This window comes from Luteimonas sp. A537 (genome assembly GCF_054052065.1).
The window spans coordinates 800397-826587 of the sequence record NZ_JBSVRH010000001.1; the positions used below are offsets into that span (position 1 = coordinate 800397).

At 72.1% G+C, this 26191-nt stretch carries 18 protein-coding genes; 12 read left to right on the forward strand and 6 right to left on the reverse strand.

What is annotated here, in order from left to right:
• Position 1 precedes the first annotated feature (1 nt).
• Positions 2–2338, reverse strand: a complete 2337-nt coding sequence (locus ACW7GZ_RS03685) for an NADP-dependent malic enzyme (RefSeq protein WP_457000834.1) — start codon at positions 2336–2338, stop codon at positions 2–4.
• 180 nt (positions 2339–2518) lie between these two features.
• Between ACW7GZ_RS03685 and dgcN the strand changes: the two genes are divergently transcribed.
• Genes dgcN through gltS form a run of 4 tightly spaced genes read left to right on the forward strand, consistent with a single transcriptional unit; the run spans position 2519 to position 7450 of the window.
• Complete coding sequence (gene dgcN / locus ACW7GZ_RS03690) at positions 2519–3574, forward strand: N-acetyltransferase DgcN (RefSeq protein WP_457007882.1); 1056 nt, start codon at positions 2519–2521, stop codon at positions 3572–3574.
• On the forward strand, positions 3568–4575 hold the full coding sequence (gene dgcA, locus ACW7GZ_RS03695) for an N-acetyl-D-Glu racemase DgcA (RefSeq protein ID WP_457007884.1): 1008 nt from the start codon (positions 3568–3570) through the stop codon (positions 4573–4575). Before dgcN ends, dgcA begins: the two co-directional genes overlap by 7 nt.
• The gene (locus ACW7GZ_RS03700) at positions 4572–6209 is read left to right on the forward strand and encodes an N-acyl-D-amino-acid deacylase family protein (RefSeq protein ID WP_457007886.1); all 1638 of its coding nucleotides are present in this window, start codon (positions 4572–4574) and stop codon (positions 6207–6209) included. Before dgcA ends, ACW7GZ_RS03700 begins: the two co-directional genes overlap by 4 nt.
• 44 nt (positions 6210–6253) lie before the next feature.
• Positions 6254–7450 carry a sodium/glutamate symporter gene (gene gltS / locus ACW7GZ_RS03705; protein ID WP_457007888.1) on the forward strand — a complete coding sequence of 399 codons (1197 nt, stop codon included), beginning with the start codon at positions 6254–6256 and terminating at the stop codon, positions 7448–7450.
• On the opposite strand, the gene ACW7GZ_RS03710 is transcribed toward gltS, so the two are convergent.
• The 3 genes from ACW7GZ_RS03710 to ggt form a co-directional block, all read right to left on the reverse strand.
• A complete protein-coding gene (locus tag ACW7GZ_RS03710; RefSeq protein WP_457007890.1) occupies positions 7443–9266 on the reverse strand; it encodes a serine hydrolase in 1824 nt (607 codons plus the stop codon). The genes gltS and ACW7GZ_RS03710 overlap by 8 nt on opposite strands.
• 76 nt (positions 9267–9342) lie before the next feature.
• A complete protein-coding gene (locus ACW7GZ_RS03715) occupies positions 9343–12438 on the reverse strand; it encodes a TonB-dependent receptor plug domain-containing protein (protein WP_457007892.1) in 3096 nt (1031 codons plus the stop codon).
• A 130-nt stretch (positions 12439–12568) separates the two neighbouring features.
• On the reverse strand, positions 12569–14296 hold the full coding sequence (gene ggt, locus ACW7GZ_RS03720) for a gamma-glutamyltransferase (protein ID WP_457007893.1): 1728 nt from the start codon (positions 14294–14296) through the stop codon (positions 12569–12571).
• Between the two features lie 241 nt (positions 14297–14537).
• Here ggt and ACW7GZ_RS03725 point away from each other — a divergent pair, with 241 nt between their 5' ends.
• Both ACW7GZ_RS03725 and ACW7GZ_RS03730 read left to right on the forward strand, forming a co-directional pair.
• Positions 14538–16289, forward strand: coding sequence for a gamma-glutamyltransferase family protein (locus ACW7GZ_RS03725; protein WP_457007895.1), 1752 nt, complete (start codon positions 14538–14540; stop codon positions 16287–16289).
• 31 nt (positions 16290–16320) lie between these two features.
• Entirely contained in the window at positions 16321–17253 is a 933-nt protein-coding gene (locus ACW7GZ_RS03730) for a LysR family transcriptional regulator (protein WP_457000818.1), read from the forward strand.
• Here ACW7GZ_RS03730 and ACW7GZ_RS03735 read toward each other — a convergent pair.
• Both ACW7GZ_RS03735 and rsgA read right to left on the reverse strand, forming a co-directional pair.
• Positions 17250–18470, reverse strand: a complete 1221-nt coding sequence (locus ACW7GZ_RS03735) for a flavohemoglobin expression-modulating QEGLA motif protein (RefSeq protein ID WP_457002784.1) — start codon at positions 18468–18470, stop codon at positions 17250–17252. The two genes, ACW7GZ_RS03730 and ACW7GZ_RS03735, sit on opposite strands and share 4 nt — an antisense overlap.
• Positions 18471–18524: 54 nt before the next feature.
• Entirely contained in the window at positions 18525–19628 is a 1104-nt protein-coding gene (rsgA, locus tag ACW7GZ_RS03740; RefSeq protein WP_457000816.1) for a ribosome small subunit-dependent GTPase A, read from the reverse strand.
• A gap of 116 nt (positions 19629–19744) precedes the next feature.
• Here rsgA and ACW7GZ_RS03745 point away from each other — a divergent pair, with 116 nt between their 5' ends.
• The 6 genes from ACW7GZ_RS03745 to ACW7GZ_RS03770 all read left to right on the forward strand — a co-directional run bounded on the left by ACW7GZ_RS03745 (position 19745) and on the right by ACW7GZ_RS03770 (position 26186).
• Positions 19745–21100 carry a M14 family metallopeptidase gene (locus tag ACW7GZ_RS03745; RefSeq protein WP_457000814.1) on the forward strand — a complete coding sequence of 452 codons (1356 nt, stop codon included), beginning with the start codon at positions 19745–19747 and terminating at the stop codon, positions 21098–21100.
• Between the two features lie 32 nt (positions 21101–21132).
• A complete protein-coding gene (locus ACW7GZ_RS03750) occupies positions 21133–22404 on the forward strand; it encodes an aminotransferase class I/II-fold pyridoxal phosphate-dependent enzyme (protein ID WP_457000812.1) in 1272 nt (423 codons plus the stop codon).
• Between the two features lie 5 nt (positions 22405–22409).
• Complete coding sequence (locus ACW7GZ_RS03755; RefSeq protein WP_457000810.1) at positions 22410–23036, forward strand: SGNH/GDSL hydrolase family protein; 627 nt, start codon at positions 22410–22412, stop codon at positions 23034–23036.
• Positions 23033–23734, forward strand: a complete 702-nt coding sequence (locus ACW7GZ_RS03760; RefSeq protein WP_457007897.1) for a methyltransferase domain-containing protein — start codon at positions 23033–23035, stop codon at positions 23732–23734. The genes ACW7GZ_RS03755 and ACW7GZ_RS03760 overlap by 4 nt, the downstream gene beginning before the upstream one ends.
• 65 nt (positions 23735–23799) lie before the next feature.
• Positions 23800–24429, forward strand: a complete 630-nt coding sequence (locus ACW7GZ_RS03765; RefSeq protein WP_457007899.1) for a CDP-alcohol phosphatidyltransferase family protein — start codon at positions 23800–23802, stop codon at positions 24427–24429.
• Between the two features lie 5 nt (positions 24430–24434).
• Positions 24435–26186 carry a bifunctional alpha/beta hydrolase/class I SAM-dependent methyltransferase gene (locus ACW7GZ_RS03770; RefSeq protein ID WP_457000805.1) on the forward strand — a complete coding sequence of 584 codons (1752 nt, stop codon included), beginning with the start codon at positions 24435–24437 and terminating at the stop codon, positions 26184–26186.
• The last annotated feature ends 5 nt before the right edge of the window (positions 26187–26191 follow it).

Below are 26191 nucleotides of genomic sequence, written 5' to 3' on the forward strand. Positions count from 1 at the left end.
ATCAGGCGCCGGGCGCGCCCGCGGATCCGGCGCTGCCGCGATACGCGGCGCGGATCTGCGCCTCCACCGCGGTGATCGCGGTCATGTTGACCACGCGCCGCGGCGTACTTCCGGCGGTGAGCACGTGCGCGGGGTGGTCGATGCCCATCAGGATCGGGCCCAGCGCCACGCCGTCGGTCATCACCCGCACCAGGTTGTAGGCGATGTTGGCCGAGTCGATGTTGGGCAGCACGTACATGTTCGCCCGCCCGGTGAGCGTGGTGTTGGGGCAGATGCGCTCGCGCAGCACCGCGTCCCAGGCGGTGTCGCCCTGCATCTCGCCGTCCATGTCCAGGCGCGGCGCGCGCTTCACCAGGATCTCGCGCACCTTGCGCATCTTCGCCGCGCTCGGGTTGTCGTGGCTGCCGAAGTTGGAGTGCGACAGCAGCGCCACCCGCGGCTCGATGCCGAACAGCTTCAGCCGGTAGGCGCCCTGCAGCGTGGCCTCGGCGATCTGCTCCGCGGTGGGATCGACCTGCACGTGGGTGTCGAGGAAGAACCACACGCCGCGGTCGTTGATGACGCCGGTCATGGCCGAGGTGCCGGCGACGCCACGGTCGAGCCCGAACACGGTGCGCAGGTAGCCGAGCTTCTTGTGGTAGCGGCCCACCAGGCCGCAGATCATGCCGTCGGCCTCGCCGCGCTCGACCATCAGCGCCGCGATCAGGGTCGCGCGCGAGCGCACCAGGTTCTTGGCCGCGTCCGGGGTCACGCCGCGACGCTCGGTCAGCGCGTGGTACTGGCGCCAGTAGTCGCCGAAGCGCGGGTCGTCGTGGATGTTGGTGAGCTCGAAGTCGCGGCCTTCCTCCAGGCGCAGGCCCAGGCGCTCGATGCGCTGGGCGATGACCTCGGGCCGGCCGATCAGGATCGGCCGCGCCAGTTGTTCGTCGGCGACCGACTGCACCGCGCGCAGCACGGTCTCTTCTTCGCCCTCCGCGTAGACGATGCGTTTTACGTCCGCGCGTGCACGCTCGTAGACCGGCTTCATGACCAGGCCCGTGCGGTGCACGAACTGGCCGAGTTTCTCGCGATAGGCGTCGACGTCGGCCAGCGGGCGGCGCGCCACGCCCGAGTCCATGGCCGCCTGCGCGACCGCGGGGGCCAGGGTCATCAGCAGGCGCGGGTCGAAGGGCCGCGGGATGAAGTAGTCCGGGCCGAAGGACAGCACGTCGCCGCCGTACGCGGCGCCGAGGTCGGACGACTCGCGCTTGGCCAGGTCCGCGATCGCGTGCACGCAGGCGAGCTTCATCCGCTCGTTGATCTCGGTGGCACCGACGTCGAGCGCACCGCGGAAGATGTACGGGAAGCAGAGGACGTTGTTGACCTGGTTCGGATAGTCGGACCGGCCGGTGGCGATGATGCTGTCCGGGCGCGCGGCGCGCGCGACATCGGGCAGGATCTCGGGGTGGGGATTGGCCAGCGCCAGGATCACCGGACGCGCGGCCATGGTCTTCACCATCTCCGGTGTCAGCACGCCGCCGGCGGAGAGGCCCAGGAACACGTCGGCGCCGTCCACGATCTCGGCCAGCGCGCGCTTGCCGGTGTCGCGGGCATAGCGCGCGCGGTCCGGGTCCATGCCCTCGCGCCCGGTGTGGATCACACCGTCGCGGTCGGCGGCGAGGATGTTCGCCGGCGTCGCGCCCAGCGCCACCAGCATGTCCAGGCAGGCGATGCCGGCCGCGCCGGCGCCGGAATGCGCGATCCTGACCTCGTCGATGCGCTTGCCGGCGATCTCCAGGGCGTTGATCAGCGCCGCGCCGACGATGATCGCGGTGCCGTGCTGGTCATCGTGGAACACCGGGATGTTCATCCGCTCGCGCAGCTTGCGCTCGACGATGAAGCACTCCGGCGCCTTGATGTCCTCGAGGTTGATGCCGCCGAACGTCGGTTCCATCGCCGCGATGATCTCGACCAGCCTGTCGGGGTCGCGCTCGTCGAGTTCGATGTCGAACACGTCGATGCCCGCGAACTTCTGGAACAGCACGCCCTTGCCTTCCATCACCGGCTTGCTGGCCAGCGGGCCGATGTCGCCCAGGCCCAGCACCGCGGTGCCGTTGGAGATCACCGCCACCAGGTTGCCGCGGGCGGTGAGCGTGCTGGCCTCGTCGGGGTCGGCGACGATCGCCTCGCAGGCGTAGGCCACGCCCGGCGAGTACGCCAAGGCCAGTTCGCGCTGGGTCACCAGGGCCTTGGTCGGGACCACCTTGATCTTGCCGTGGGGGCTGACGCGGTGGTAGTCCAGCGCCGCCTGCTTGAATTCTTCGCTGGACGACGGGCTGGCGGGCGGCTGTTCGGTCATGGCGTGGCTGCGGTCCTGGCGGGCCTTCCATTCTAGCTCCCCGGGCCGGGCCGGCCCGGCGATGCCATAACCCGTGGTTATGCGCGGCGGGCATCTTTTCAATGGCGGGGCATGTGCCCACGGCCGAAGATGGAGTTCCCCCCCCACTGCCCTACCGGGCCGCACAGGACGCACCAGGCCATGCCCGCCACCTCCTTCGCCGCAGACCCATCCGCCACAGGCCCATCGCACTGGCCGCCGCCCTTCCTGCTGTACCTGGGCAACGCCGCGGACGACCTCGCCGCCAAGACCGCGCGCGGGCTGGTGCAGTTCCGGCCCGAGTGGTGCGTGGGCCAGTTCCGCGGACCGGACTGCAGGACCAGCGTGCAGGTGCCCGACTTGGACTTCGCGCAGGCCCGCGCTGCCGGCGCCAACACCATGGTCATCGGCGTGGCCAACGCCGGCGGCCGGCTGGGGCCGGACTCGGTCGCCGACATCGTGGCGGCGCTGGACGCCGGCATGAACGTCGCGTCCGGCCTGCACGAGCGCCTGGCCTCGCACCCGGCGATCGTCGACGCCGCGCGCCGCAACGGCCGCCACCTGTTCGACGCCCGCACACCCCCGCCCACGCCGGTCGGCAACGGCGCCAGGCGCGCCGGGCGCCGCCTGCTGACCGTGGGCACCGACTGCTCCACCGGCAAGATGTACACCACGCTCGCGCTGGAGGCGGAGATGCGCGGCCGCGGCCTGGCCGCCGATTTTCGCGCCACCGGCCAGACCGGCATCTTCGTGGCCGGGCGCGGGATCCCGATCGACGCGGTCGTCGCCGACTTCATCTCCGGCGGCATCGAGTGGCTGTCGCCGGACCGCCACGACGGCGGCTGGGACCTGATCGAAGGCCAGGGCTCGCTGTTCCATCCCTCGTACGCGGGCGTGTCGCTGGGCCTGCTGCACGGCGCCCAGCCCGACGCGCTGGTGCTGTGCCACGAACCCGGCCGACCGCACATGCGCGGCCTCCGCCACTACCCGCTGCCCGGCCTGGCCGCCACGCTGGAAGCCAACCTGGCCGCCGCGCGGCTGACCAGCCCCGGCGTGGCCGCGGTCGGCCTGGCGCTCAACACCTCGAAGCTCGACCCGGCCGGCGCCGAGCGTGCCTGCCGCGAGGCCGAGGACCTGCTCGGGCTGCCGGCGCAGGACCCGATGCGCGACGGCGTGGCGCGGATCGTCGACCGGCTGCTGGAATCCGTGCCGTGCTGAGCCTGGCGCACGCCAGCCACGCGCTGGCCACGCCGTTCCGGATCTCGCGCGGCACGCGCACCTCGGCCGAGGTGGTGGTGGCGACGGTCAGCCGCAACGGATGCACCGGCCGCGGGGAATCGATGCCCTACGCCCGCTACGGCGAAAGCGTGTCCTCGGTGATCGACCAGGCCGCGCTGCTGGCCCCGGCCATCGCCGGCGGCCTGGACCGTCGCGGACTGCGCGAACTGCTGTCCCCGGGCGCGGCGCGCAATGCGCTCGATTGCGCGCTCTGGGACCTTGAGTCGCGGCAGCAGGGGGCGGCGGTTGCCGCGCTGCTCGGCCAGCCCGATGTGCCGCCGCTGGTCTGCGCGCAGACCGTGGGCCTCGATACCCCCGAGCGCATGGCCGCGGCGGCGCACGCGCTCGCACACCTCGACCTGGTCAAGATCAAGGTCGACGCCACCGACCCCGCCGCCCAGCTCCGCGCCGTGCGCGCGGTCCTGCCCGCCGCACGCCTGATCGTCGATCCGAACGAAAGCTGGTCCTTCGAGCTGCTGCAGGCGATGCAGCCGGTGCTCGCGGAGGCCCGGGTGGACCTGGTCGAGCAGCCGCTGCCTGTCGGCGAGGACGACGCCCTGCTCGGCTTCGCTCCGGTGACGCGCCTGTGCGCCGACGAGTCCTGCCACACCGCCGACGACCTGGCGCGCCTGCGCGGCCGCTACCAGGTGGTCAACATCAAGCTCGACAAGACCGGCGGCCTGACCGGCGCGCTGGAGCTGCTGGACGCGGCGCGCGCGCAGGGCTTCGGGATCATGGTCGGCTGCATGATCAGCTCTTCGCTGGCGATCGCCCCGGCATGGCATCTCGCGCGCCACGCCGAGTTCGTCGATCTCGACGGCCCGCTGTGGCTGCGCGACGACCACGCCGGCGGCGTGGCCATGCGCGACGGCCTGCTGCAGCCGCCGGCACCGGCGCTGTGGGGTGGCGGCACGCGCGCAAGGGACGCGCACGCCGCATGAGGGCCGCCCGCGGCCTGGTCGCCTGCCTGCCCGGCCTGCTGCTGCTCGCCGGATGCGTCGGCCCGCCGCGGCAGCCGCCCACCGCCGCGGGCCCGGCCGAAGCCGAAGCCGACGTCCTGATCCACGGCGGCCTGCTGTTCGACGGTGGCGACGGGCCCGGCCGGGCCGCCGACGTCGCGATCCGCGGCGACCGCATCCTCGAAGTCGGCCCCGGCCTGCGGCAGCGCTACCGCGCGGCGCGCACGATCGATGCCGGCGGGATGGTCGTGTCGCCCGGCTTCATCGATCCGCATACGCATCCCGACACCTACCTGCGCTCGCCGGATCCGGCGATGCGGCGCTTGCTGCCCTGGCTGCACCAGGGGGTGAGCACGATCTTCATCGGCATCGACGGCGGCGGGACGCCGGACATCGCCGCCGAACGCGCGGCGCTCGAGGCCGCGGGCACCGGCACCAACGTCGCCGCCCATGTCGGCCTGGGGCCCGTGCGCAGGCAGGTGCTGGGCGAGGATGCGCGCGCGCCCGACGCGGCCGAACTGGCGCGCATGCGCGGCCTGGTCGCGGGCGCGATGTGCGAGGGCGCCTTCGGGCTGTCGGCGGGCCTGTTCTACGCGCCGCAGAGCTTCGCCACGACCGACGAAGTGGTCGCGCTGGCGGAGGAAGCGGCCGTCCGCGGCGGCGTCTACGACACCCACCAGCGCGACGAATCCAGCTACTCGCTTGGCCTGATGGGTTCGATCGAGGAAGCGCTGGAGATCGGCCGGCGGGCGCGCCTGCCGGTGCACATCGCCCACATCAAGGCGCTGGGCGCGGACGTCCACGGCAGCGCCGGCGCGGTGATCGCGCGCATCGAGCGCGCGCGCGCCGGGGGCCAGCGCGTGAGCGCCGACCAGTACCCGTGGCTGGCCTCGTCCACCAGCCTGGGCGCCGCGCTGCTGCCGCGCTGGGCGGTGGACGGCGGCCGCCCGGCGCTGTTCGAGCGGCTCGACGACCCGGCCACCGCCGCGCGCATCCGCGAGGACATCCGCGACAACCTGCAGCGCCGCGGCGGCGCGGAATCGATCCTGATGACCGGCACCGGCTGGCCCTGGAGCGCGCGTACGCTGCGCGGGTTCGCCGACGCCGAGGGCCTCGATCCGGTCGAGGCCGCGCTGCGCATCATCCGCGAGGGTGGCACCGGGCGCACCGGCTCGGCGCAGCGGATCGCCTCGTTCAACATGCGCCGCGACGACGTCGAACTGTTCATGCGCCAGCCCTGGGTGATGACCGCCTCCGACGGCGGCGACGGGCATCCGCGCCAGCACGCCACCTTCCCGGAGAAGTACGCCGGTTTCGTCGCCGGCGCGGGCGTGATCGAGCTGGCGGCCTTCATCCATCGCTCGTCGGGCCTGGCCGCGACCACCTTCGGCCTCGAGGACCGCGGCTTCCTGCGCGCCGGCCAGTTCGCCGACGTGCTGGTGTTCGATCCCGACCGCTACGCCCCGAAGGCCGACTACGTGAAGCCCGCCGTGCTGTCGGCGGGCGTCGAGCACCTGTTCGTCAACGGCGTGCCGGTGATCGACGGGGGCCATGCGGCACATGCCCTCCCGGGACGCGTACTCCAGCATCGTCCGCCACCGGGCACCTGCCCCTGAGCGCCGCCTGCCACGTGCCGGCGGCGTAGACCGAGAAGGAAGCCATGCTGCAACTCGACGCCGTCCAGACCCTCGCCCTCGCCGGCATCGCCCTGTTCCTGGGCTATGCGCTGTGCCGCGTGATCCCGGTTCTTGGCCGCTACAACCTGCCGCCACCGGTGATCGGCGGGCTGGTGTTCGCGATCGCGGCCTGGATCGCGCACGACCGCGGCGCGACGCTGTTCGAGCTCGACACCGGGCTGCAGGGCCCGCTGATGATCGCGTTCTTCACCACCATCGGCGTCAACGCCAGCCTGCGGCTGCTGAAGATCAGCGGCAAGCAGGTGATGGTGTTCCTGGCCCTGGCCACCGTGTTCGCGGTGGCGCAGAACCTGCTCGGCATGGCGGTGGCGGTGGGCTTCGACCTGCACCCGCTGTTCGGCGTCCTTGCCGGCTCGACCACGCTGACCGGCGGCCCGGCGACCGGGCTGGCCTTCGCGCCGCTGTTCGAAGCGGCCGGCGTGGAGGGCGCCGAATCGATCGCGGTGGCGGCGGCGATGTCGGGCATCGTGCTTGGCGGACTGATCGGCGGGCCGGTGATCACCGTGCTGATCCGCCGCTTCAAACTGGTGTCCTCGCGGCCGCAGGACCACACCTCGCCCGACGACATCGAGGCCGCCGGCCCGCCGCTGACCGAAGCCCAGCGCGAGTACGGCGCGCTGAAGAGCATCGTGGTGATCCTGGTGGCGATGTGGCTGGGCAGCTGGGTCAGCGACCTGATCTCGGCCACCGGCATCACCCTGCCCGCCTACGTCGGCGCGATGCTGGTCGGCGCGCTGATCCGCAACATCGACGACGCCACCGGCTGGATCGGCATGTCGGTGCCCACCACCGACCTGATCGGCAACGTCTGCCTGGCGCTGTTCCTGTCGGTGGCGCTGATGAACCTCAAGCTGTGGGAGCTCGCCGGCCTGGCGCTCCCGCTGCTGGTCAACCTGGGACTGCAGGTGGCGATGGTGGCGGCGTTCTGCCTGGTGGTGTTCCGGATGATGGGCCGCGACTACGACGCCGCGGTGATGGGCGGCGGCTTCATCGGCTTCATGCTCGGCACCACCGCGAACGCGATGGCGGTGATGCGCACCCTGGTCGAGCGCTACGGGGCCGCGCCGCGCGCGTTCCTGGTCGCGCCGCTGGTGGGCGCGTTCTTCATCGACTTCAGCAACGCGCTGATCATCACCGGGTTCATCAACTTCTTCAGTTGACCGGCACGTCGTACAGCGGCCCCGGCCCGGTGCCGGCCTGGAAGCTGTAGTGCCACCATTCCATGGGGTAGTTGGCAAAGCCGCCGGCCGCCATCGCGTCACGCAGCAGGTGGCGGTTGGCGCGCTGTCCGGCGCTGGCCTCCGGCGAATCGGTATTGGCGCGGGTGCCGAAGAAGTCGAAGCCGGTGCCCATGTCCAGCGGCGCGCAGTCCAGGCCGCGGTCGTCGCAGCGCAGCACGGTGAGGTCCACCGTGTGGCCGCGGCTGTGGCCCGACACCTCCGCGATGTAGCCGTCGAGCAGCTGCGGCTTGTCCAGGTCCGGGTAGTGGGTGGCCTTGGTGGCGACGTCGCCGGAATCGCCGACCCAGCGCATGAAGTGCGCCACCGCGCGCGCCGGGCGGTAGCAGTCGAAGATGTGCAGGCGCAGGTTGCGTTCGCGCAGCGCGGCCTCGACACGCGCCAGCGCCTCGGCCGCCTCCAATTTGAGCCAGCAGCGCGGCGCCTCGTAGCCGTCCACCGGCGCACCGACGAAGTTGTCGCTGCCGGCATAGGCGATCGCCTGCGACATGCCGGGCACCAGGCTGCGGATATCGACCATGCCCGCCGCGTCCATCGTGGCCGCGCCGGAGACGACGGGCGCGACCGGTGCGGCCGGCGTCGCCTCGCGACCGGCGATGAAGTGCTCGTGCAGCGCCCGGTTGACCGCCGTCCGGAACGCCTCCTCGCCGCGGCTGCCGTTGGTGATCACGACGAAGCCGTACTTCCGCTCCGCGTCGAAGAACATCGAGCTGTACAGGCCGTAGGCCGATCCGGTGTGGCCGGTCAGCACCACCCCGGGCACCAGGGTCCGGTCGGTGCGCATGGCCAGGCCGTAGCCGCCGCTGCCGTCGTCGATGGCGACGGTGGGCGTCTGCATCGCCAGCGCGCTCGCGGGGCTGATGATGCGCACGCCGTTCCACTGGCCGTGGTTCATGTGCATCAGCATGTACTTCGCCAGGTCCGGCGCCGGGATCTTGAGCCCGCCGGTGGGCGAGAACACCGGCGCGTCGCGACCCATGGCGTAGCCGTCCAGGCGACCGGCCAGCGGCGCGTAGGCCGCCTCCGAACGCACGAAGCCCTCGCCCTCGCGCCAGCGGTAGATGCGCGCAATCCGGTCCGGGTCCAGGGCATCCACCAGGTGGCCACCGTAAAGGTCCAGGGGTTCGAGCACGTGCGCGCGCACGTAGGCGTCGAAGCGCTCGCCGGACACGCGTTCCACGATCGCGCCGGCCATGTTGTAGCCGAGGTTGGAATATTCGTAGCGCTCACCGGGCGCGCGCTCGGCATAGCGCTCCCGCCAGGCGCCGCCGGCGCCGGGGTCGATGGCGTCGAGGCTGCCGTACTGCTCGCCGTCGGTGATCGACGAGGTGTGGTTGAGCAGCATCCGCAGCGTGACCGGGCGCTCCGGGAACGTCGGGTTGCGCACCGGGAAGCCGACCAGGCCGCCGACCTCGTCATCCAGTGACAGGCGCCCCTGCTCGGCCAGCTGCAGGATCGAAGTGGCCACGAAGGACTTCGAGATGGAGGCGATGCGGAAGGCATCGTCCCGGTCGAGGGGGATCTGCTGCTCCAGGTCCTTCCAGCCCAGGCTGCCGCTGTAGACGATGGCGTCGTCGCGGACCACCACCACCGCCAGGCCCACCGTGCCGTGCTCGTCCATCAACCCGCGCAGCCGGTCCTCGATGCCCTCGGCCGCCGCGGACGGCAGCCAGGCGCAGCACGACAGGACGACGGCGAACAGTGCCAGGGCGCGACCGGCCCTGCTGCGTTGCTTCATGGTGCCTCCGAGGGGATTCCGGGACCGTGCGCCAGGCCATCGCCATCCATGGCGGCGGCGCGCGCGTGGACGGCGATCAGTCGAAGGACTTGGTCACCGTCAGGTAGTAACCGCGCCCGAGCGCATTGTGCAGCGAAGAATAGCCCAGCGCGCTCGGGGTCAGCGGCGGCTGGCGATCGCCGATGTTGCGCACCGTCAGGCGGATCCGGGTGCCATCGAGGAAGCCCTCGGTTCCGCTGAAGCGATGCTCGGCCCAGAGGTTGGTCGTCGTCCAGCTCGGCACCGGGTAGTAATTGCCGAGGTTGGAGACCGCGCCGGTCGATTCGAAGGCGTCGGTGTGGTTGACGAAGGTGCCCAGGCCCCAGCCGTCCTTGCGCCAGGAGGCGCTGAAGGTCGCGCGCCATTCCGGCTTGCCGTTGACGCCCAGCAGGTTGCCGGCGTTGCGGATGTCGAAGTTGTCATCGATCAGCCCCGCCTCCTGCGCCTCGATGATGCGCAGCTCGTCGGCGGTGGGGTCCTGCGACATCTGGATCAGACGCGTCGCGTTGAGACTGGCGTTGAAGGTGCCGGCGGTGTCCGTGCGCAGGCGCCAGTCGACGCCGAAGTCGATGCCGCGCGTGGTCCGGGGCAAGCGGTTGATGTAGAGGTCGTCGATGTGGTCGACCATGCCCACCGGGTCGAGCCCGGTGCCTTCGAACAGCGCGATCCGTGCTTCGTCCGGATCCAGCCGCACAACCGCAGGATTGAACGAACCCTGCATGCGCAGCAGGTAGTCCAGCGCCAGGTGCGTGGCCTCGCCGAGGATACCGATCACATCCTCCTGCTGGATCTCGAAGTAGTCGGTGGTGAAGGTCATGCGCGTGGATTCGGGCAGGAACCTCGGTTGGAACACGAAGCCGGCCGACCAGGTCTCGGCGGTTTCCGGTTCCAGGTTGCGGTTGCCGCTGCGGACCGCCATCGTGCTGTAGCTGCGGCCGCAGCGGTGCACGCCGTCGATGGTGCCGTTGCGGATATCGGCCTCGCAGACGTAGTAATCGGTGCGGCTGTTGCTGACCGTGGTGCCTTCGGAATACAGCTGCAGGATGTTCGGCGCGAGGAAGCTCTGCGACCAGTTGGCGCGGAACATCACGCCGTCGACGATGTCCCAGGCCAGCGACACCTTGGGCTTGGCGACGCCGCCGAAGTCGGAGTAGTGCTCGTAGCGCCCCGCGACCTGCAGGTCCAGCGCGCGCACCAGCGGCACTTCCATCTGCGGCGACACCAGCGGTATCGCGAATTCGGCGTACAACGAGCCGACCTCGCGGTCGCCTGAGTTGTCACCGGAGGGGCTGGCGCCGAGCACGTCGCTGGTGATCGCACCGGTCATCGGGTTGGTGTAGGTCAAGGTGCCGTCGAAGCGCGGATCACGATCGTCGTCCAGGGTTTCGCGGCGCCACTCGCCACCGAAGGCGACGCCGACGTGGCCGGCCGGAACCTGGAACAGGTCTTCGCGGATGAAGCGGGTGTCGATCTGGAACAGGGTCGCCTTGCTCTCGCGCAGCACGGGCACGGTGAAGTGATCGATCGCGACCTGGTTCCGGCCGTGCTCCGGGGGCGCGCCCCAGTCGGCCGGGTTACCGCCCAGGAAGGGGTTGTAGGCGTCCGGCGTGTTCCACGACAGCGCCTCGGCGAACAGCGTATTGCTGATCGATCCGTACTGCGTGTCCGTGGTCTCCGCCGCCGAATACAGCACCGCGCCTTCCCAGTCGAAGCCGCCGACCATGCCGCGTACGCCGGCCAGGACGCGGTACTGGTCGTCGTCCACCGTGTACGGACGCGAAGTGTCGGTTGGCCGGTAACTGGTCATGCGCACGTCCAGCCCTTCTTCCGGCGCGTCGATGCCCGCCAGGCGGTTCGGGTTGAGCGAGCCGTCGGGCAGGTACATCGCGCCGAACGGGTTGTAGTAGTTGGTCTTCGACACCAGGATCGGCGCCGCGCCCAGCGGCGCGGCCTGCTCGCGCATGCCTTCGTAGCGCGCCTTGTAAAACGCCAGCTCGCCGAAGGCGATGAAGTTGTCGTCGAGGTCATGCTCGATCGTGCCGAACGCGTTCATGCGGTCCAGCTCGCCCATGATCTGGCGCTGGTGGTTGGGGCTGAAGCGCAGTGGCCGGTCGGGGGTGGTGCTCTGGGCGCCGGAGTTGATGCAGACCCCGCCGCCCAGCGGCGCGGTGCAGCCGTGGTGGCCCACCGGGTCGATGTGGAACTGGCCGCTGCCATTGGTGACCAGCGCGTCACCGGGGCCGCGCACGCTGGCGTTGCCCACGGTCTGGAACACACCCCAGGCCGAGCCGGTGATGCGGTCGTCGAACGCGGTCACGCCTTCGAACTCGGTGCCTTCCATCAGCGGGCGGCGATCCATGTTGGCGCTGTAGTCGCGCGCATCGGCCGGCAGGTCGGTGCGGTGCGTCCAGCCGCCGACCAGCGTCGCGCGGGTGCGGCCGTCGTTGAACCACTTGCCGGCCTTGAAATTGATGTTGCCCTGGCGCAGGTCGACGTCTTCGGAGCCGCCGTACTGGGCCTGCACCTGGAAGCCCTGGTAATGGGTGTCCAGGACCACGTTGACCACACCGGCCACCGCGTCCGACCCGTACAGCGCCGATGCGCCGCCGAGCAGGGTCTCGACACGCCGGGTGCCGAACAGCGGAATCGCGTTCATGTTGGCGGTCTGCCGCGGCACCAGCGATTCGGTCTGCGTGCCCGGGTGCGGCACCATGCGCCGTCCGTTCACCATCAGCAGCGTGTTGCCGGTGCCGAGGTTGCGAAGGTTGATCGAGCCCACGTCGCCGCGCGCCGCGTTGAGGTTGGACGCGGTGTCGGTGTTGCTGAACATCATGTCGCCGACCTGCGGGATCGCCTGCAGCAGCTCGTCGCCGGAGATCGCGCCGGTCGCCTCGATCTTCTCCTCGTCCATTATCAGGACCGGCGACGGCCCCTCGGTCCGCGTGCTCGCAAGCCGGCTGCCCACGACCACGACGGCGTCCAGCTCCTTCGCCGTGGCAGTGGCCGTGGTGGTTGTCTGCAGCGGCGGCGTATCCGGCTCCGCGACATCCTGCTGCTGTGCAAACGCCATGCTCTGGAGCGTCGCGCCGAGGATGACGCTGAGCAGCGTCGGCTTGGTCAGGCGATGGTGCATGTGGTGTTCCCTCCGAAGACATCAAACCGGCGCGCACGCGCGCTCCCCTTATTCGACTTTAGCGGCGTTGCCGTTTCGCCAGCCCTCGTTTTTCTGCCCCATCCCATAGCGGGAGGTTATGCCTGCGCGCCTACTGCGCGAAGGCAGCCGCGCCCGGGCGCCTGGGATCGGCCGCGCCTTCCACGCGGGACGCCTCCAACAGCAGCGTCTGCGTGCTGCCGATGGTCTGTCCCTGCTCCGGCTCGTGGCCGCGCTCGCGCAGGATGCGCAGCGTGTCCGGACTGAACCCCCGCTCGATGTCGAGCTCGCCACGCGCGGTGACCTGCTGGTGGATGCGCGGGAACGACGTCGCCTCGGCGATGTTCATGTCGAAGTCGACGACGTTGACGATCATCTGCACGATCGTGCCCGGGATGGTGTTGCCGCCCGGGCTGCCGGTCACAAGCCAGGGCCTGCCGTCGTGCAGCAGCATCGTCGGCGACATGCTCGACACCGGGCGGCTGCCCGGCCGCAGCGCGTTCGCCGGCGGCTCGCGGCCGTCGCGCGCGGCGTCCAGCTGCGCCTGCAGCGAGAAGTTGCCGATCAGGTTGCCAAGCAGGAAGCCGGTGCCTTCCAGCATCACCCCCGAGCCGAAGTCGGCGCCGATGGTGTAGGTGGTGCTGACCGCGCCGCCCTCGCCGTCCACGACCGAGAAATGGGTGGTGTCCGGGGCTTCGTGGGCCCAGATGTCGCCGGCGCCGACCGCGGCCGCGGGCGTCGCCCGGTCCATGGCGATCTCCGCCGCCCGCGACGCGCCGTACGCCTTCGACACGAAGCCCTGCAGTGGCACGGGTGACGCCGCCGGATCATTGGCGTGGGCCCGGCGGTCGCGCCAGGCGCGCTTGGTCGCCTCGGCCAGCACGTGCAGCGCATCGGCGGAGCCTGCGCCCATCGCCGCCAGGTCGAAGCGCTCGAGGATGTTGAGCGTCATCGCGACGCCCGGCCCGCCGCCGCTGGACGGCGGCATGGTCAGCAGCGCGTGGCCGCGGTAGCTGCTGCGCAGCGGCTCGCGCGCGATCGCGCGGTAGGCGGCCAGGTCCGCCTTGCGCAGCAGCCCGCCGTGGGCGCGCATGCCGGCGTCGATCCGCTCGGCGATCGCGCCGCGATAGAAGGCATCGGCGCCGTGTTCGGCGATCTGGCGCAGCGACCAGGCAAGGTCGGCCTGCACCAGGCGCTCGCCCGCGCGCAGCGCTGAGCCGTCCGCGTGCAGGAAGACCTTCGCGCCGGCCGCGCTGCGCGCCAGCCGCTCCCGGCCCCAGTCCAGCGCGAAGGCCTCGTCGCGGCTGAGCACCATGCCGTCCGCGGCCAGCCGGATCGCCGGCTGCAGCAGTTGCTTCCAGGGCAGCCGGCCGTGCGTTTCGTGCGCCAGCGCCAGGCCCGCCACCGTGCCCGGCACGCCTGCGGCGCGGATGCCGGCCGCGTGGCCCTGCAGGGTCCCGTCCTCGCCGACATAGGCGTCGAGCGTGGCCAGCGCGGGTGCCATCGAGCGGAAGTCGATCGCAACCGCGCCGGCCCCGCCCGCGGGATGGACCAGCATGTAGCCGTCGCCACCGATGTTGCCGGCGCGCGGCAGGGCCACGGCCATGGCGAAGGCCATGGCCACGCTGGCGTCGACCGCGTTGCCGCCTTCGCGCAGCACCTGTGCGCCGATCCGGCTGGCATGCGCGCTCTGGCTGACCACCATGCCGCCCTCGGCAACGACGGGCTTGTGGATCTGTTCGTAGTTGAGCAGCTGCCGCGTCTGCGCCGGCGCCGTCGCGGCGGCGGCCAGGCAGAGCGCGAACAGCGCCGCGCGGGACAGCATGGATCGCCTGCGCATGTGGTGGTCTCCTGTCGTCGTCCGATGCCCCCCGGGCGCTTCGACACTGCCCGAGGCGGCCCTGGCTGTCGCCCAGCTTTCCTGCGGACGGGTATGCGGCGCGGCTATGGACGCGGCCATAGCCTGGCGTTATCGGCCACCCCCGCAAAGCGGGGGGCGTGCGGCATTCAATCGCGATAGCCTCGGAACATCCCTTCCCTCCGGCGACGTGCCCGCCGCCGGCCTCCGCAGGAGCCCGCCCTTGGCCTCGTCGTCGCTGCACGCATCGCTCTCCACGGCATACCGCGCGCTTGCCTCGCTGTCCGTGTCCTGCCTCGTCGCCTGCGGCACCGGCGCAGGCGCAGGCGTCGTCGCGCCCGTGCCGCCGGCCGCCGTCGCCGACGCCAACGCCTCCGCGGCCGGGCTTGTCAGCAGCGCGCACCCGCTGGCGACCGAAGCCGGCCTGGAGGTGCTCCGCCGCGGCGGCAGCGCGATCGATGCCGCGGTCGCCGTACAGGCCATGCTCGGCCTGGTCGAGCCGCAGAGTTCGGGTCTGCTGGGCGGCACCATCGTGCTGCACTACGACGCGGACTCGGGGCGCGTGGACAGCTGGATCGGCCGCGAGCGCGCCCCCATGGCCGCCGGCCCGGGCATGTTCACCGACGACGACGGGCACGTCCTGTCGCGCGCCGACGCGATGCTGAGCGGGCGCGCCACGGGCGTCCCCGGCGCGCTGCACGCGCTTGAACTCGCGCATGGCGAACACGGCGTGCTGGACTGGTCGACGCTGTTCGAATCCACGGCGGCGCAGGCCGAGCGCGGCTTCGCGGTGACGCCGCGCCTGCACCGCCACATCGCCGGCGACTTCCCGCAGGCGTCCGCGCCCGACGTGGTGGCGCTGTTCGCCGCCGCCGACGGCAGCCCGCTGCGCGTCGGCGACACCTTCCGCAATCCGGCCTACGCCGCCAGCCTGCGCACGATCGCCGTACGCGGCAGCGGGGCGCTGCGCTCGGGACCGCTGGCCGACGCCCTGCTTGCGCGCGTCGCGGAGCCGCCCCATGGCGCCCGCGTCACCCCGGCCGACCTGCGGCACGGCGGCGCCGAGCGCAGCGACGCGATCTGCCGCCCGCTGCGTGCCCGGGTGGTGTGCGCGGCACCGCCGCCGGCAAGCGGCGTCGGCCTGCTGCAGCTCATGCTGCTTCTCGACGGCACCGACATCGCCGAGCGCGGCCCCGACGATCCGCAGGCGTGGTTCCTGTTCGCCGAAGCCAGCCGCCTGATGTATGCCGACCGCGACCACTACGTCGGCGACCCCCGCTTCAGCCCGGTGCCGGCGGCCGGCCTGCTCGACCCCGAGTACATCGCCGGGCGCCGCGATCTGATCGGCACGCATGCCGCGGCGGGGCGGCCCGCGCACGGCCAGCCGCCCGGCGCGCCCGCGCACGGGGCCGACGCCACCGACGAGCCCGCCGGCACCAGCCACTTCGTCGTGGTCGACGCCGCCGGCAACGCAGTGTCGATGACCACCACCATCGAATCCTATTTCGGCTCCGGGCGCGTGGTCGGCGGCATGCTGCTCAACAACCAGCTGACCGATTTCTCCTGGGGGCCGGGCGCGACGGCGGCCAACGCGATCGCGCCCGGCAAGCGTCCGCGCTCGTCGATGTCGCCGGTGATCGTGCTCGACCGCGACGGCGGCTTCGCCGGCGCCATCGGCTCGCCAGGCGGCAATGCGATCCCGGCCTACATCGCCAAGGCCCTGGTCGGGTGGCTGTACTGGGACCTGCCGCTGCAGGACGCGGTCGCGCTGCCCAACCTGGTCGCGCGCGGGGCGCGCTTCAACGGCGAAGCGGACGCGTTCGCGCCGGCGCTGCGCGCGGCGCTGTCCGCCCGTGGCATCGATATCGTCGCGGGCGCCGGCGAGGACTCGGGCCTGCACGGCGTGGCGCGGAGCGGCGGCGTACTGCGCGGCGCCGCCGATCCGCGCCGCGAGGGCACCGCGGCACAACCTTAGTCACGCGACAGGCGGCGGGCGGGCGACGATCATGCCCGCTGCCATCCAGGAGTGCCGCACCGCCATGCGCTTCCGCCAGATCGAGGTGTTCCACGCCGTCTACACCTCCGGCTCCATCAGCGCCGCGGCGCGCGCCCTGCACGTCTCGCAGCCTTCGGTCAGCAAGGTGCTGCAGCACACCCAGCAGCAGCTGGGCCTGGAGCTGTTCCGCCTTGTGCGCGGCAGGCTGGTCGCCACCGACCAGGCGCACGCGCTGTTCGTCGAGGTGTCCGAGGTCTTCAGCCGGCTGACCTCGCTGCAGAAGACGGTCGTCAACCTGCGCAGCCTCGCCGGCGGCCGCATCCGCCTGGCGGTCGTGCCCTCGCTGGGGCTGCACGTCGCGCCGCTGGCGATCGCGCGCTTCCGCGCGCGCCATCCCGACGTCACCTTCGACGTGCAGACGCTGCACCACGACGCGCTGTTCCAGGCCCTGTACGAGCGCAGCTGCGACATCGCCATCGCCTATGACCCGCCCATGCACCCGAGGATGAAGCGCCGCGACATCGACACCGGCGAGCTGATGCTGCTGTACCAGCCCGCCGCCCTGCCCGGCGTCGGCGAGCACGTGCCGCTGCGGGTCCTCGACGGACGGGACCTGGTGGGCCTGACCACGGGCGGTCCGGTGGGCGACCTGCTCAACCGCGAGCTGCAGCGCCAGGACATCACGGTCAACGAAGTGGTCTCCAACCAGACCTTCTACATCGCCGCCGAGCTGGCGCGGCACGGCGTGGGCATGGCGGTGGTGGACGAGTTCACCGCGCGCGCGGCCGCCGGCCCGGCGGTGTCGCACCGCCCGTTCTCGCCGCCGCTGCGTTTCAAGGTGCAGTGCGTGCACCTCGAGGACCGCCCGCCGTCGGAAGCCGCGCGCCGCTTCCTGGCCGTGTTCGCGAAGGCGCTGCGCGACGCGCGCCCGGGCGTCGGCTAGCCGGCGCCGCCGCTGCCCGGTTCGGTGGCAGCCGACAGCCGGTCCAGTCGGATGCGGTTGGCGAACAACGAGAACGCCAGCTGCCCGGCCAGGCCGTTCGCGCGCGCCACCCAGTCGGGCAGCCAGCGCGGCGGCGCGAGCACCCCGGCATCGAACAGCGGATCGAAGGCCTGCACGTCGTCGAGCGTCATCTTGCCGGCGAACAGGCGCCGGCACTGGCGCAGGCGGCCGTCGCGCAGCGCGTGGCGGAAGAAGGTATGCACCTCGACCAGCCCGCGCAGGTAGACCGTGTCCTTGGCGAACGCCGCGCCGCCGGCCACCGGCACCCCGCGGAACACGCGCTGGGCCGAGGAGAAGCTCTCCGCCGCCTCCTGGCCGGCATCGCGGAAATACCCGAACACCTGCAGGAAGTCCGCGCCCTCCATCGCCATCGCGATGGCCTCGGTGCGCAGGCTGATGCGCTTCATGCGTTCGATGTCGATGCTGCCGGTGATCTGCTCGGCCAGCACCGCCAGCCCTTCCTGGGTGGCGGTGATGCGCGGCGAGGACATCGCCAGGCTCGGCAGCCGCACCTGGTCGCGGCCGTTGAGCGCGGTCAGCGAATGCACCAGCGCCTCGTGGTGCAGCAGCTGGCGGCGGTCGTAGTCGGTGTAGGCCGCGCCGGTGCGCAGGCGGATGCGGTACGCGCCGGCCGCCGCCTTGGCGATCATGTCCGGGTCCAGTTCCACCGCCACCACGCGCCCGCCGAAGAAGGCGTCCAGCGCGTTCTGCAGCTGCAACTGCAGCGCGGTGGCCGAGATCGCGACCTGCTCTTCCGGCGCCAGCAGTTCGCGGTCGAGCTCGTTGGCGATGTCGATGAAATGCCGCGCGGCGTCGCGCGTGCTCGGCCCGCCGCCGGGCAGCGGGTCGTCCGGACGGCCGTACAGCGCCACCGACAGCGCGCCGGCCTCGGGCGTGCCCAGCGCTTCCAGCATGCGCGCGGCCACGTCCCACTGCCGCGCCGAGTCGACCAGGTAACGGCCGAGCGGATGCGCCGGGTCGGCGGCATCGGCGACGGCCCCCAGCTCGCGGCGAGCGTCGCTGAAATCGTGGCGGGGATAGTCGACCCGCGGCAGTTGCAGCCGGCCCTGCGCGAGGCCGGCAAGGAAACCGTGCTGCACCGACGCCGGCCAGCTTGCCAGCGTCAGCACCCGGATCCCGCGTGCCGCCGCGACCATGCGTGCGTCGAGCGCGGCGTGGCGTGCGAGCTCGGGCGACGCGGCGTCCACGCCTCAGCGCTTGCCCGGGCGGTCGTCCGACCGCTTCTGCGGGGTACGCGAAGGCAGCTTCGCGACCTGCCGGTCGGCCAGGCGCGAGGCCAGCCGGTCCGAGGCGGCGGCGAGCTCGCCGCCAAGCTTCAGGTAGTTGAGGAAGCGGCCTTCGTCCAGCACCCCGCTGGCGATCGCCGCGCGCAGCGCGCAGCCGGGCTCGCGACCGTGCGCGCAGTCGCGGAACCGGCATTCGGCGGCCAGCGCCTCGATGTCGGCGAAGCCGCCGTCGGCGAGCTCCTCCTCGCCGGTGGGCTTGAGCTCGCGCATGCCCGGTGTGTCGATCAGGCAGGCTCCGGAAGGCAGCGGGATCAGCGCGCGGTGGGTGGTGGTGTGGCGGCCGCGGGCATCGTGCTCGCGCACCGCGGCGGTCTTCATCCGGTCGCTGCCGAGCAGGGTGTTGGTCAGCGTGGACTTGCCGGCGCCGGAGCTACCCACCAGCACCGCGGTGTCACCCGGATGCAGCCAGGGCGAGAGCGCCGCGGCCGCCGCAGCGTCCTTCGCGTTCACCGCCACCGCGGGCACGCCCAGGGCTTCGATGGCGGCCAGCGCGACGCGCGCCGCGGCCGCGTCGGCGCCAGGCTGGTCGGCCTTGGTCAGCACTACCACCGGCTGCGCGCCGCTGCCCTGCACCAGGAGCAGGTAGCGCTCGATGCGGCGCGGATTGAAGTCGCCGTCCAGGCCGCAGACCACGAAGGCCACGTCGACATTGGCGGCGATCAGCTGCTGCCGGTAGTGCTCGCCGGCGGCGCCGCGCTTGATCGCGCTGCGGCGCGGCAGCAGGGCGACGATGCGCTTGCCCTCCTCGACCAGCACCCAGTCGCCGACCGCTGGCCGGTCCTCCGGCGCCACCGTGCCCTTGCGATAGCCGACCGGGCGCTGCCATTCGGGCAGCGACTCCACCGCGACGCCGTCGCCGGGACCGGTCGCCACCACGTAGCCCGAGCGGTGCTGCTCGACCACGCGCGCGGGCTGCGCCTGCGGATGCGCGGCCATCGCCTGCTGCCAGCGCGGATCGATGCCGGCCCGCCAGCCGATGGCCTGCAGTCCGGCGGCGGCGGGATTCAAGCGCGGGGTCGGCGGGAGGTCATGGCCGCGATTCTACCGTCCGGACGGCGTCGCCGGCTTGGCAGGCCCGGGTGCGCCTGCGACCATCGCGCGTCACTGTCCCGCATGGATTCCAGATGACGCCTTCCACCGACGAACGCCCGCAGCGCCGCGACCGCGCGGCCGTGCGCACCGCCCGCTGGCTGCCCGCCACGCTGGCGCTGCTCGTGGCCGGCTGCGCGTCGCGCCAGCCGATCGATCCGCCGCCTGCAGCCGCTGCGGACACACCCCCGGCCTCGGCGCCGGCCGGCACATCGCAGGCGGCGGTCCAGGTCCGCAAGGCCTGGCGCTTCGACGCGGACGGCCTGCGTTTCGACAACCTGCTGCCCGCGGCGCGGCTGTCGGGCGTCGCGCGCCTGGGCGAGGGCCGCTACCGGATCGACATCGCGCCGGAAACGGAGCCGGTCAATCCCAGCGCCTGGTATGGCTTCCGCATCCACGCCGACGCACCGCGCACCCTGGAGCTGCGCTTCGCCTACGCCCATGGCCATCGCCACCGCTACGTGCCCAAGCTCAGCGCCGATGGCCGCGCATGGCGCGAAGCCGGCGCCGACGAGTTCCGGGTCGATGACGAAGGCGTCGCCCATCTGCGGTTGCAGCTCGAAGCGGGCGCCCTGCACGTGTCGGCACAGCCGCCGTTCCTGCCCGCGGACTTCGAGGCCTGGTCAGCGGACGTCGCCGGGCGGCTCGGCCTCGAGCCGCGCACCTTCGGCACCTCGGTCCAGGGCCGAGCGCTGCAGGCGTTCGAATTCGGCGCCGACGGCGACGCACCGGTGCTGCTGGTGCTCGGGCGCCAGCATCCACCGGAGAACACCGGCACCCAGGCGCTGACCGGGTTCGTCGAGGCGCTGGCCGCCGACACGCCGGACGCGCGCGCGTTCCGCGACCGCATGCGCGTGCTGGTGGTGCCGCTGCTGAACCCCGACGGCGTGGTCGAGGGCCACTGGCGCGGCAATGCCAACGGCGTCGACCTCAACCGCGACTGGGGGCCGTTCGCGCAGCCGGAAACGCGCGCGCTGCGCGAATTGCTGGCCGCACGCGGCATCGGCGCCGGCCGCGTCGCCTTCGCGATCGACTTCCATTCGACCGTCCGCGACGTGTTCTACACCGTGGCCGAGGACCCTTCGCGCGCGCCGGGCGGCGTGCTGCACGCATGGATGGCGGCGATGCAGGCCGGCTTCGACATCGAGGAGAAGCCGTCCAGCGCCCGCTCGCCGGTGTTCAAGAACTGGGCGTTCTGCCGCCTCGGCGCGCCCGCGGTCACCTACGAGGTGGGTGACGCCACCCCCGCCGCCGAGCTGGAGCGGGTCGCCCGCCACGCGGCGCGCAGCCTGATGGCCCTGCTGCCGGCCGCGCAGCCGCCACCGGCGGACCCGGCATGCCCACGCTTCGGCGCCGGCCCCGGCGGCGACTCGCACATGCAATTCCGCTAGTCTCTGCCGTCCGCCCGCGCCGACCGCCCCGCATGCCAAAGCCGCCGCTCGCCACCCGTGAACGCCTGTCCGAGGTGCGCTACGAGATCCGCGGCGAGCTCGCGCGCCGCGCCCGCGAACTCGAGGCCGACGGGCACGTGCTGATCAAGCTCAACATCGGCAACCCCGGCGCCTTCGGCTTCCGCGCGCCGGAGCACATGCAGCGCGCGATCGCCGACCACATCCACGACACCGATCCCTACGCGCACCAGCAGGGCCTGCCGGCGGCGCGCGAAGCGATCGCGGCCCATCACGCCGCGCGCGGCGCGGCCGGCGTGTCGGCCGACGACGTCTTCATCGGCAACGGCGTCAGCGAGCTGATCGACATCAGCCTGCGCGCCCTGCTCAACCCCGGCGACGAGGTGCTGCTGCCCTCCCCCGACTACCCGCTGTGGTCGGCCTCGACCATCCTCAACGACGGCCGCCCGGTGTACTACCCCTGCCGTGCCGAGAACGGCTTCCTGCCCGATCCCGACGAGATCGAGGCGCTGGTGTCGCCGCGCACGCGCGCGATCGTGCTGATCAACCCCAACAATCCCACCGGCGCCAGCTATCCGCGCGCGCTGCTGGAGCGCATCGCCGACGTCGCCCGTCGCCACGGCCTGCTGCTGATGGCCGACGAGATCTACGACGGCATCACCTACGACGACGCGCGCTTCGAACCGCTGGCGCCGATCGCCGGCGACGTGCCCTGCCTGTCCTTCGGCGGCCTGAGCAAGGTGCACCGCGCCTGCGGCTGGCGCATCGGCTGGGCAGTGCTGTCAGGCGATGCCGGTGCGACGCGCGACTATCGCCATGCCATCGACCTGCTCGGCGCGCTGCGCCTGTGCGCGAACGTGCCGGGGCAGTTCGCGGTGCCTGCGGCGCTGTCCGGGCTCGACACCATCGGCCCGCTGGTGGCGCCCGGCGGCCGCCTGCACGAGGCGCGGCGCATCGTGGCCGAAGCCTGCGCGGCCAGTCCCCACCTGGAGCTGCAGGTGCCCGACGGCGCGCTGTACGCCTTTCCCGGCGTGGTTGGCCCGGCGGCGCAGTGTTTCGACGACCATGCGTTTGCGCTGGAACTGATGGAGACCGAGCACGTGCTGGTGGTACCGGGCTCGAGCTTCAACGTGCCCTACCGCAACCATTTCCGCGTCACCCTGCTGCCCGAGCCGGAGCAGCTGCGCGAAGTGTTCCGGCGCATCGACCGCGTGCTGGCCCGCCGCGCCGCGGCGGCGACACCTGCGAGAGCGGCTACAGCCGCGATCGATCCCGCGACGGCCTGACCCGGATGCCCCTCTCCTACCTCGCCCTCGGCGACTCCTACACCATCGGCGAAGGCGTCGAACCCGCCGACCGCTGGCCCCACCAGCTCGCCCGCGCGCTGCGCGCCGACGGCATCGCCCTTGAAGACCCGCTGACCATCGCCGCCACCGGCTGGACCACTGACGAACTGGACGCCGCGATCGACGCCGCCGACCCGCGCGGCCCCTTCGACTTCGCCAGCCTGCTGATCGGCGTCAACAACCAGTACCGCGGACGCGATGTCGACGACTACGCGCACGGGTTCACCGCGCTGCTCGAACGCAGCATCGGCTTTGCCGGCGGCCGTCCCGGGCGCGTGCTGGTGCTGTCGATCCCGGACTGGGGCGTGACCCCGTTCGCCGCCGCCCCGGAACGCGACCTCGATGTGATTGCGCGCGAGCTGGACGCCTGCAACGGAGCGGCGCGCGCGATCTGCGAAGCACGCGACGTTGCCTTCGTCGACATCACCCGGGTCAGCCGCGAACGCGGTGGCGAACCCGCGATGCTGGCCGACGACGGCCTGCATCCTTCCGCCGCCATGTATGTCGAGTGGACGCGCCTGGCCCTGCCGGTCGCGCGCCGCCTGCTGCAGCCGCCAGGAACGACGCCATGACCACCCGCTCCGCCATCGCGCCCTTCCCGCCGGACGAAGCGCGCGCCATTGCCCGCGCCTTCCTGCCCCGGCGCTTCTACGGCAACCGCTACGACTATTTCTATACGCTGACCAAGCTGCGCACCGACCCGCTGTATCCCGGCGTGCTCGACGCGCTGCGCGGCACCAGCGCACCGGTACTCGACCTCGGCTGCGGCCTGGGCCTGCTGCTGCACGCGCTGCGCCTGGACGGGCAGTCGATGGAATGGCACGGCGTGGACATCGACGCCGACAAGATCCGCCGCGGCCAGGCCATTGCCGGACGCAACGGACTGGCCGCCAAGACCCGCTTCGAAGTGGTGGACCTGGCCCGGGGCTGGCCGCCGCACCGCGGCAGCGTGGCGATCCTCGACGTGCTGCAGTACCTCGATGCCGAAGCCCAGCGCGCCCTGCTGGCCGACGCGGTCGCGATGCTGGTGCCCGGGGCGAAACTGGTCATCCGCAGCGGCCTGGGCGACGACACCGGCCGCGGCCGCACCACCCGCATCACCGACCGCCTGGCGCACCTGGCCGGCTGGATGCAGGAAGTACCCAAGCGCTACCCGACGCGACTGGAGCTGGAGTCGCAGCTGGCCGATGCGGGGCTGTCGGTGGAGTTCAGGCCGCTGTACGGCAATACGCCGTTCAACAACTGGCTGGTGGTGGCCGAACGGCGCTGACCGGCGGGATGGCCGGCTCGTGTAGTCTTGCCCGCTTCCAGCCCCAGCGTGGGGAGCGCAGCGGGATGTCGATCTATCTTCTGAAGGGACGTTTCCAGGACCTGCTGCGGCCCGGCGTGCGCCTGCTCGCGCGCATCGGCGTCACCGCCAACCAGGTGACGCTGGCCGCCGCGGCGCTGTCGCTGCTGGTGGCATGGGTGGTGTTCAGCGCCGCACCGGCGCAAGCGCTGCTGTACCTGATGCTGCCGCTGTGGATGCTGCTGCGGATGGCGCTCAACGCGGTGGACGGCATGCTGGCGCGCGAGTTCGGCCAGCAGTCGCCGCTCGGCGCGTACCTCAACGAGCTGTGCGACGTGATCGCGGACGCGGCCCTGTACCTCTGCCTGCTGGCAGTGCCCGGGGTACAGGCGCACCTGCTCTGGCTGATGGTGCTGCTGGCCCTGCTGACCGAGTACGCGGGCGTGCTGGGACTGATGGTTGGAGGCGGCAGGCGCTACGAAGGTCCGATGGGCAAGAGCGACCGCGCGTTCGTGGTCGGACTCGTCGGCTTGCTGCTGGCCATGGGCTGGATCGGCGGCAGCGCCGTGAACATCGCGGTGGCGATCGTGGCGGCGCTGTGCCTGCCGACGATCGGGCGCCGCATCAACGCAGGCATGCGGGGGGCACGCGAAGCCTCCCTTGCACACGGAGAGTGAAACGGATGCGCGAATACAGGGAGCTGGACTTCCCCGGCTGCGACGGCGAACGCCTCTACTACCGCCACTGGCCGGCAAGCGGTCCCTCGCAGGGGGCGATCGTGCTGCTGCATCGCGGGCACGAACATTCCGGGCGGATGGCGCACCTGGCCGACGAGCTGCAGATGCCCGGCCACGACGTGTTCGCCTGGGACGCGCGCGGCAACGGCCGCTCGCCCGGCGCGCGCGGCGATGCGCCCGGCTTCGAGACGCTGGTGCGCGACCTCGACTGCTTCGCGGCGTGGATCGGGAGCGAACACGGCATCGCCCACCAGCGCATGGCGGTAGTGGCGCAGAGCGTGGGCGCGGTGGTGGCCGCCGCCTGGGCGCACGACTACGCGCCGCGCCTGCGGGCGCTGGTGCTGGCATCGCCCGCGTTCCGGGTCAAGCTGTACGTGCCCTTCGCGATTCCCGGCCTGCGCCTGCTGCAGGCGCTGCGCGGCAACTTCTTCGTCAACAGCTACGTCAAGCCGCAGTTCCTCACCCACGATCCGGAGCGTATCGCCAGCTACCGCACCGACCCGCTGATCACGCGACCGATCTCGGTGCGGGTGCTGCTAGGCCTGTACGACGCCGCCGAACGCATCGTCGACGATGCCAGCGCGATCATCACCCCGACCCAACTGCTGGTCTCGGGTTCCGACTTCGTCGTCCATCGGGCGCCGCAGGACCGGTTCTTCGAACGCCTGGGCTCGCACGTCAAGGAGCGGCACCTTCTGCCCGGCTTCTTCCACGACACCCTGGGCGAGCGCGACCGCGCGGTGGCGGTGGAGAAGATCCGCGGCTTCCTGCAGGCGCGCTTCGCCGAAGACGTTGCGCCCACACCCTCGCTGCTCGACGCCCACCGCCACGGCGCCAGCTTCGACGAGTCGCAGGTGCTGGCATGGCCGCCGCGGCGCTGGTCGGCAAAGGACCTGTACTGGCGCGCCACGCGCGCGGGCCTGCGCCTGGGCGGCCGCCTGTCGCGCGGCATCCGGCTTGGCCTCGACACCGGCTTCGACTCCGGCAGCACGCTGGACTACGTGTACGAAAACCAGGCCCGCGGCGCCGGCCCGCTGGGCCGCATGGTCGACCGCAACTACCTGGGCGCGATCGGCTGGCGCGGCATCCGCGTGCGCCGCGAGCACCTGCACGAGCTGCTCGGCGAGGCCATGCGCCGGCTGCGCGCCGAAGGCAGGCCGGTGGTGGCGGTGGACATCGCCGCCGGCCACGGCCGCTATGCGCTCGAAGCCCTGGCCGGACAGGACGAGCGTGCCGACCGCATCCTGCTGCGCGACTACAGCGCGCTCAACGTGGAGAAGGGCCGGGCCTTGATCCAGGCCCTGGGTGCCGGCGACATCGCCGCCTTCGAGCCCGGCGACGCCTTCGACCGCGCCTCGCTGGCGGCACTCGATCCGGCCCCGACCCTGGCCATCGTCTCCGGCCTCTACGAACTGTTCCCGGACAACGCCCTGCTGCGCGAATCGCTTGGCGGGCTGGCCGACGCGGTGCCGCCCGGCGGCTACCTGGTCTATACCGGCCAGCCCTGGCATCCCCAGCTCGAGTTCATCGCCCGCGCCCTGACCAGCCACCGCGGCGGCGCGGCCTGGGTGATGCGTCGGCGCAGCCAGGCCGAGATGGACCAGCTGGTGGCCGCGGCCGGCTTCCGCAAGCTCGAACAGCGGATCGACCGCTGGGGCATCTTCACCGTGTCGCTGGCCCAGCGCATCGGCGCCTGAGGTGG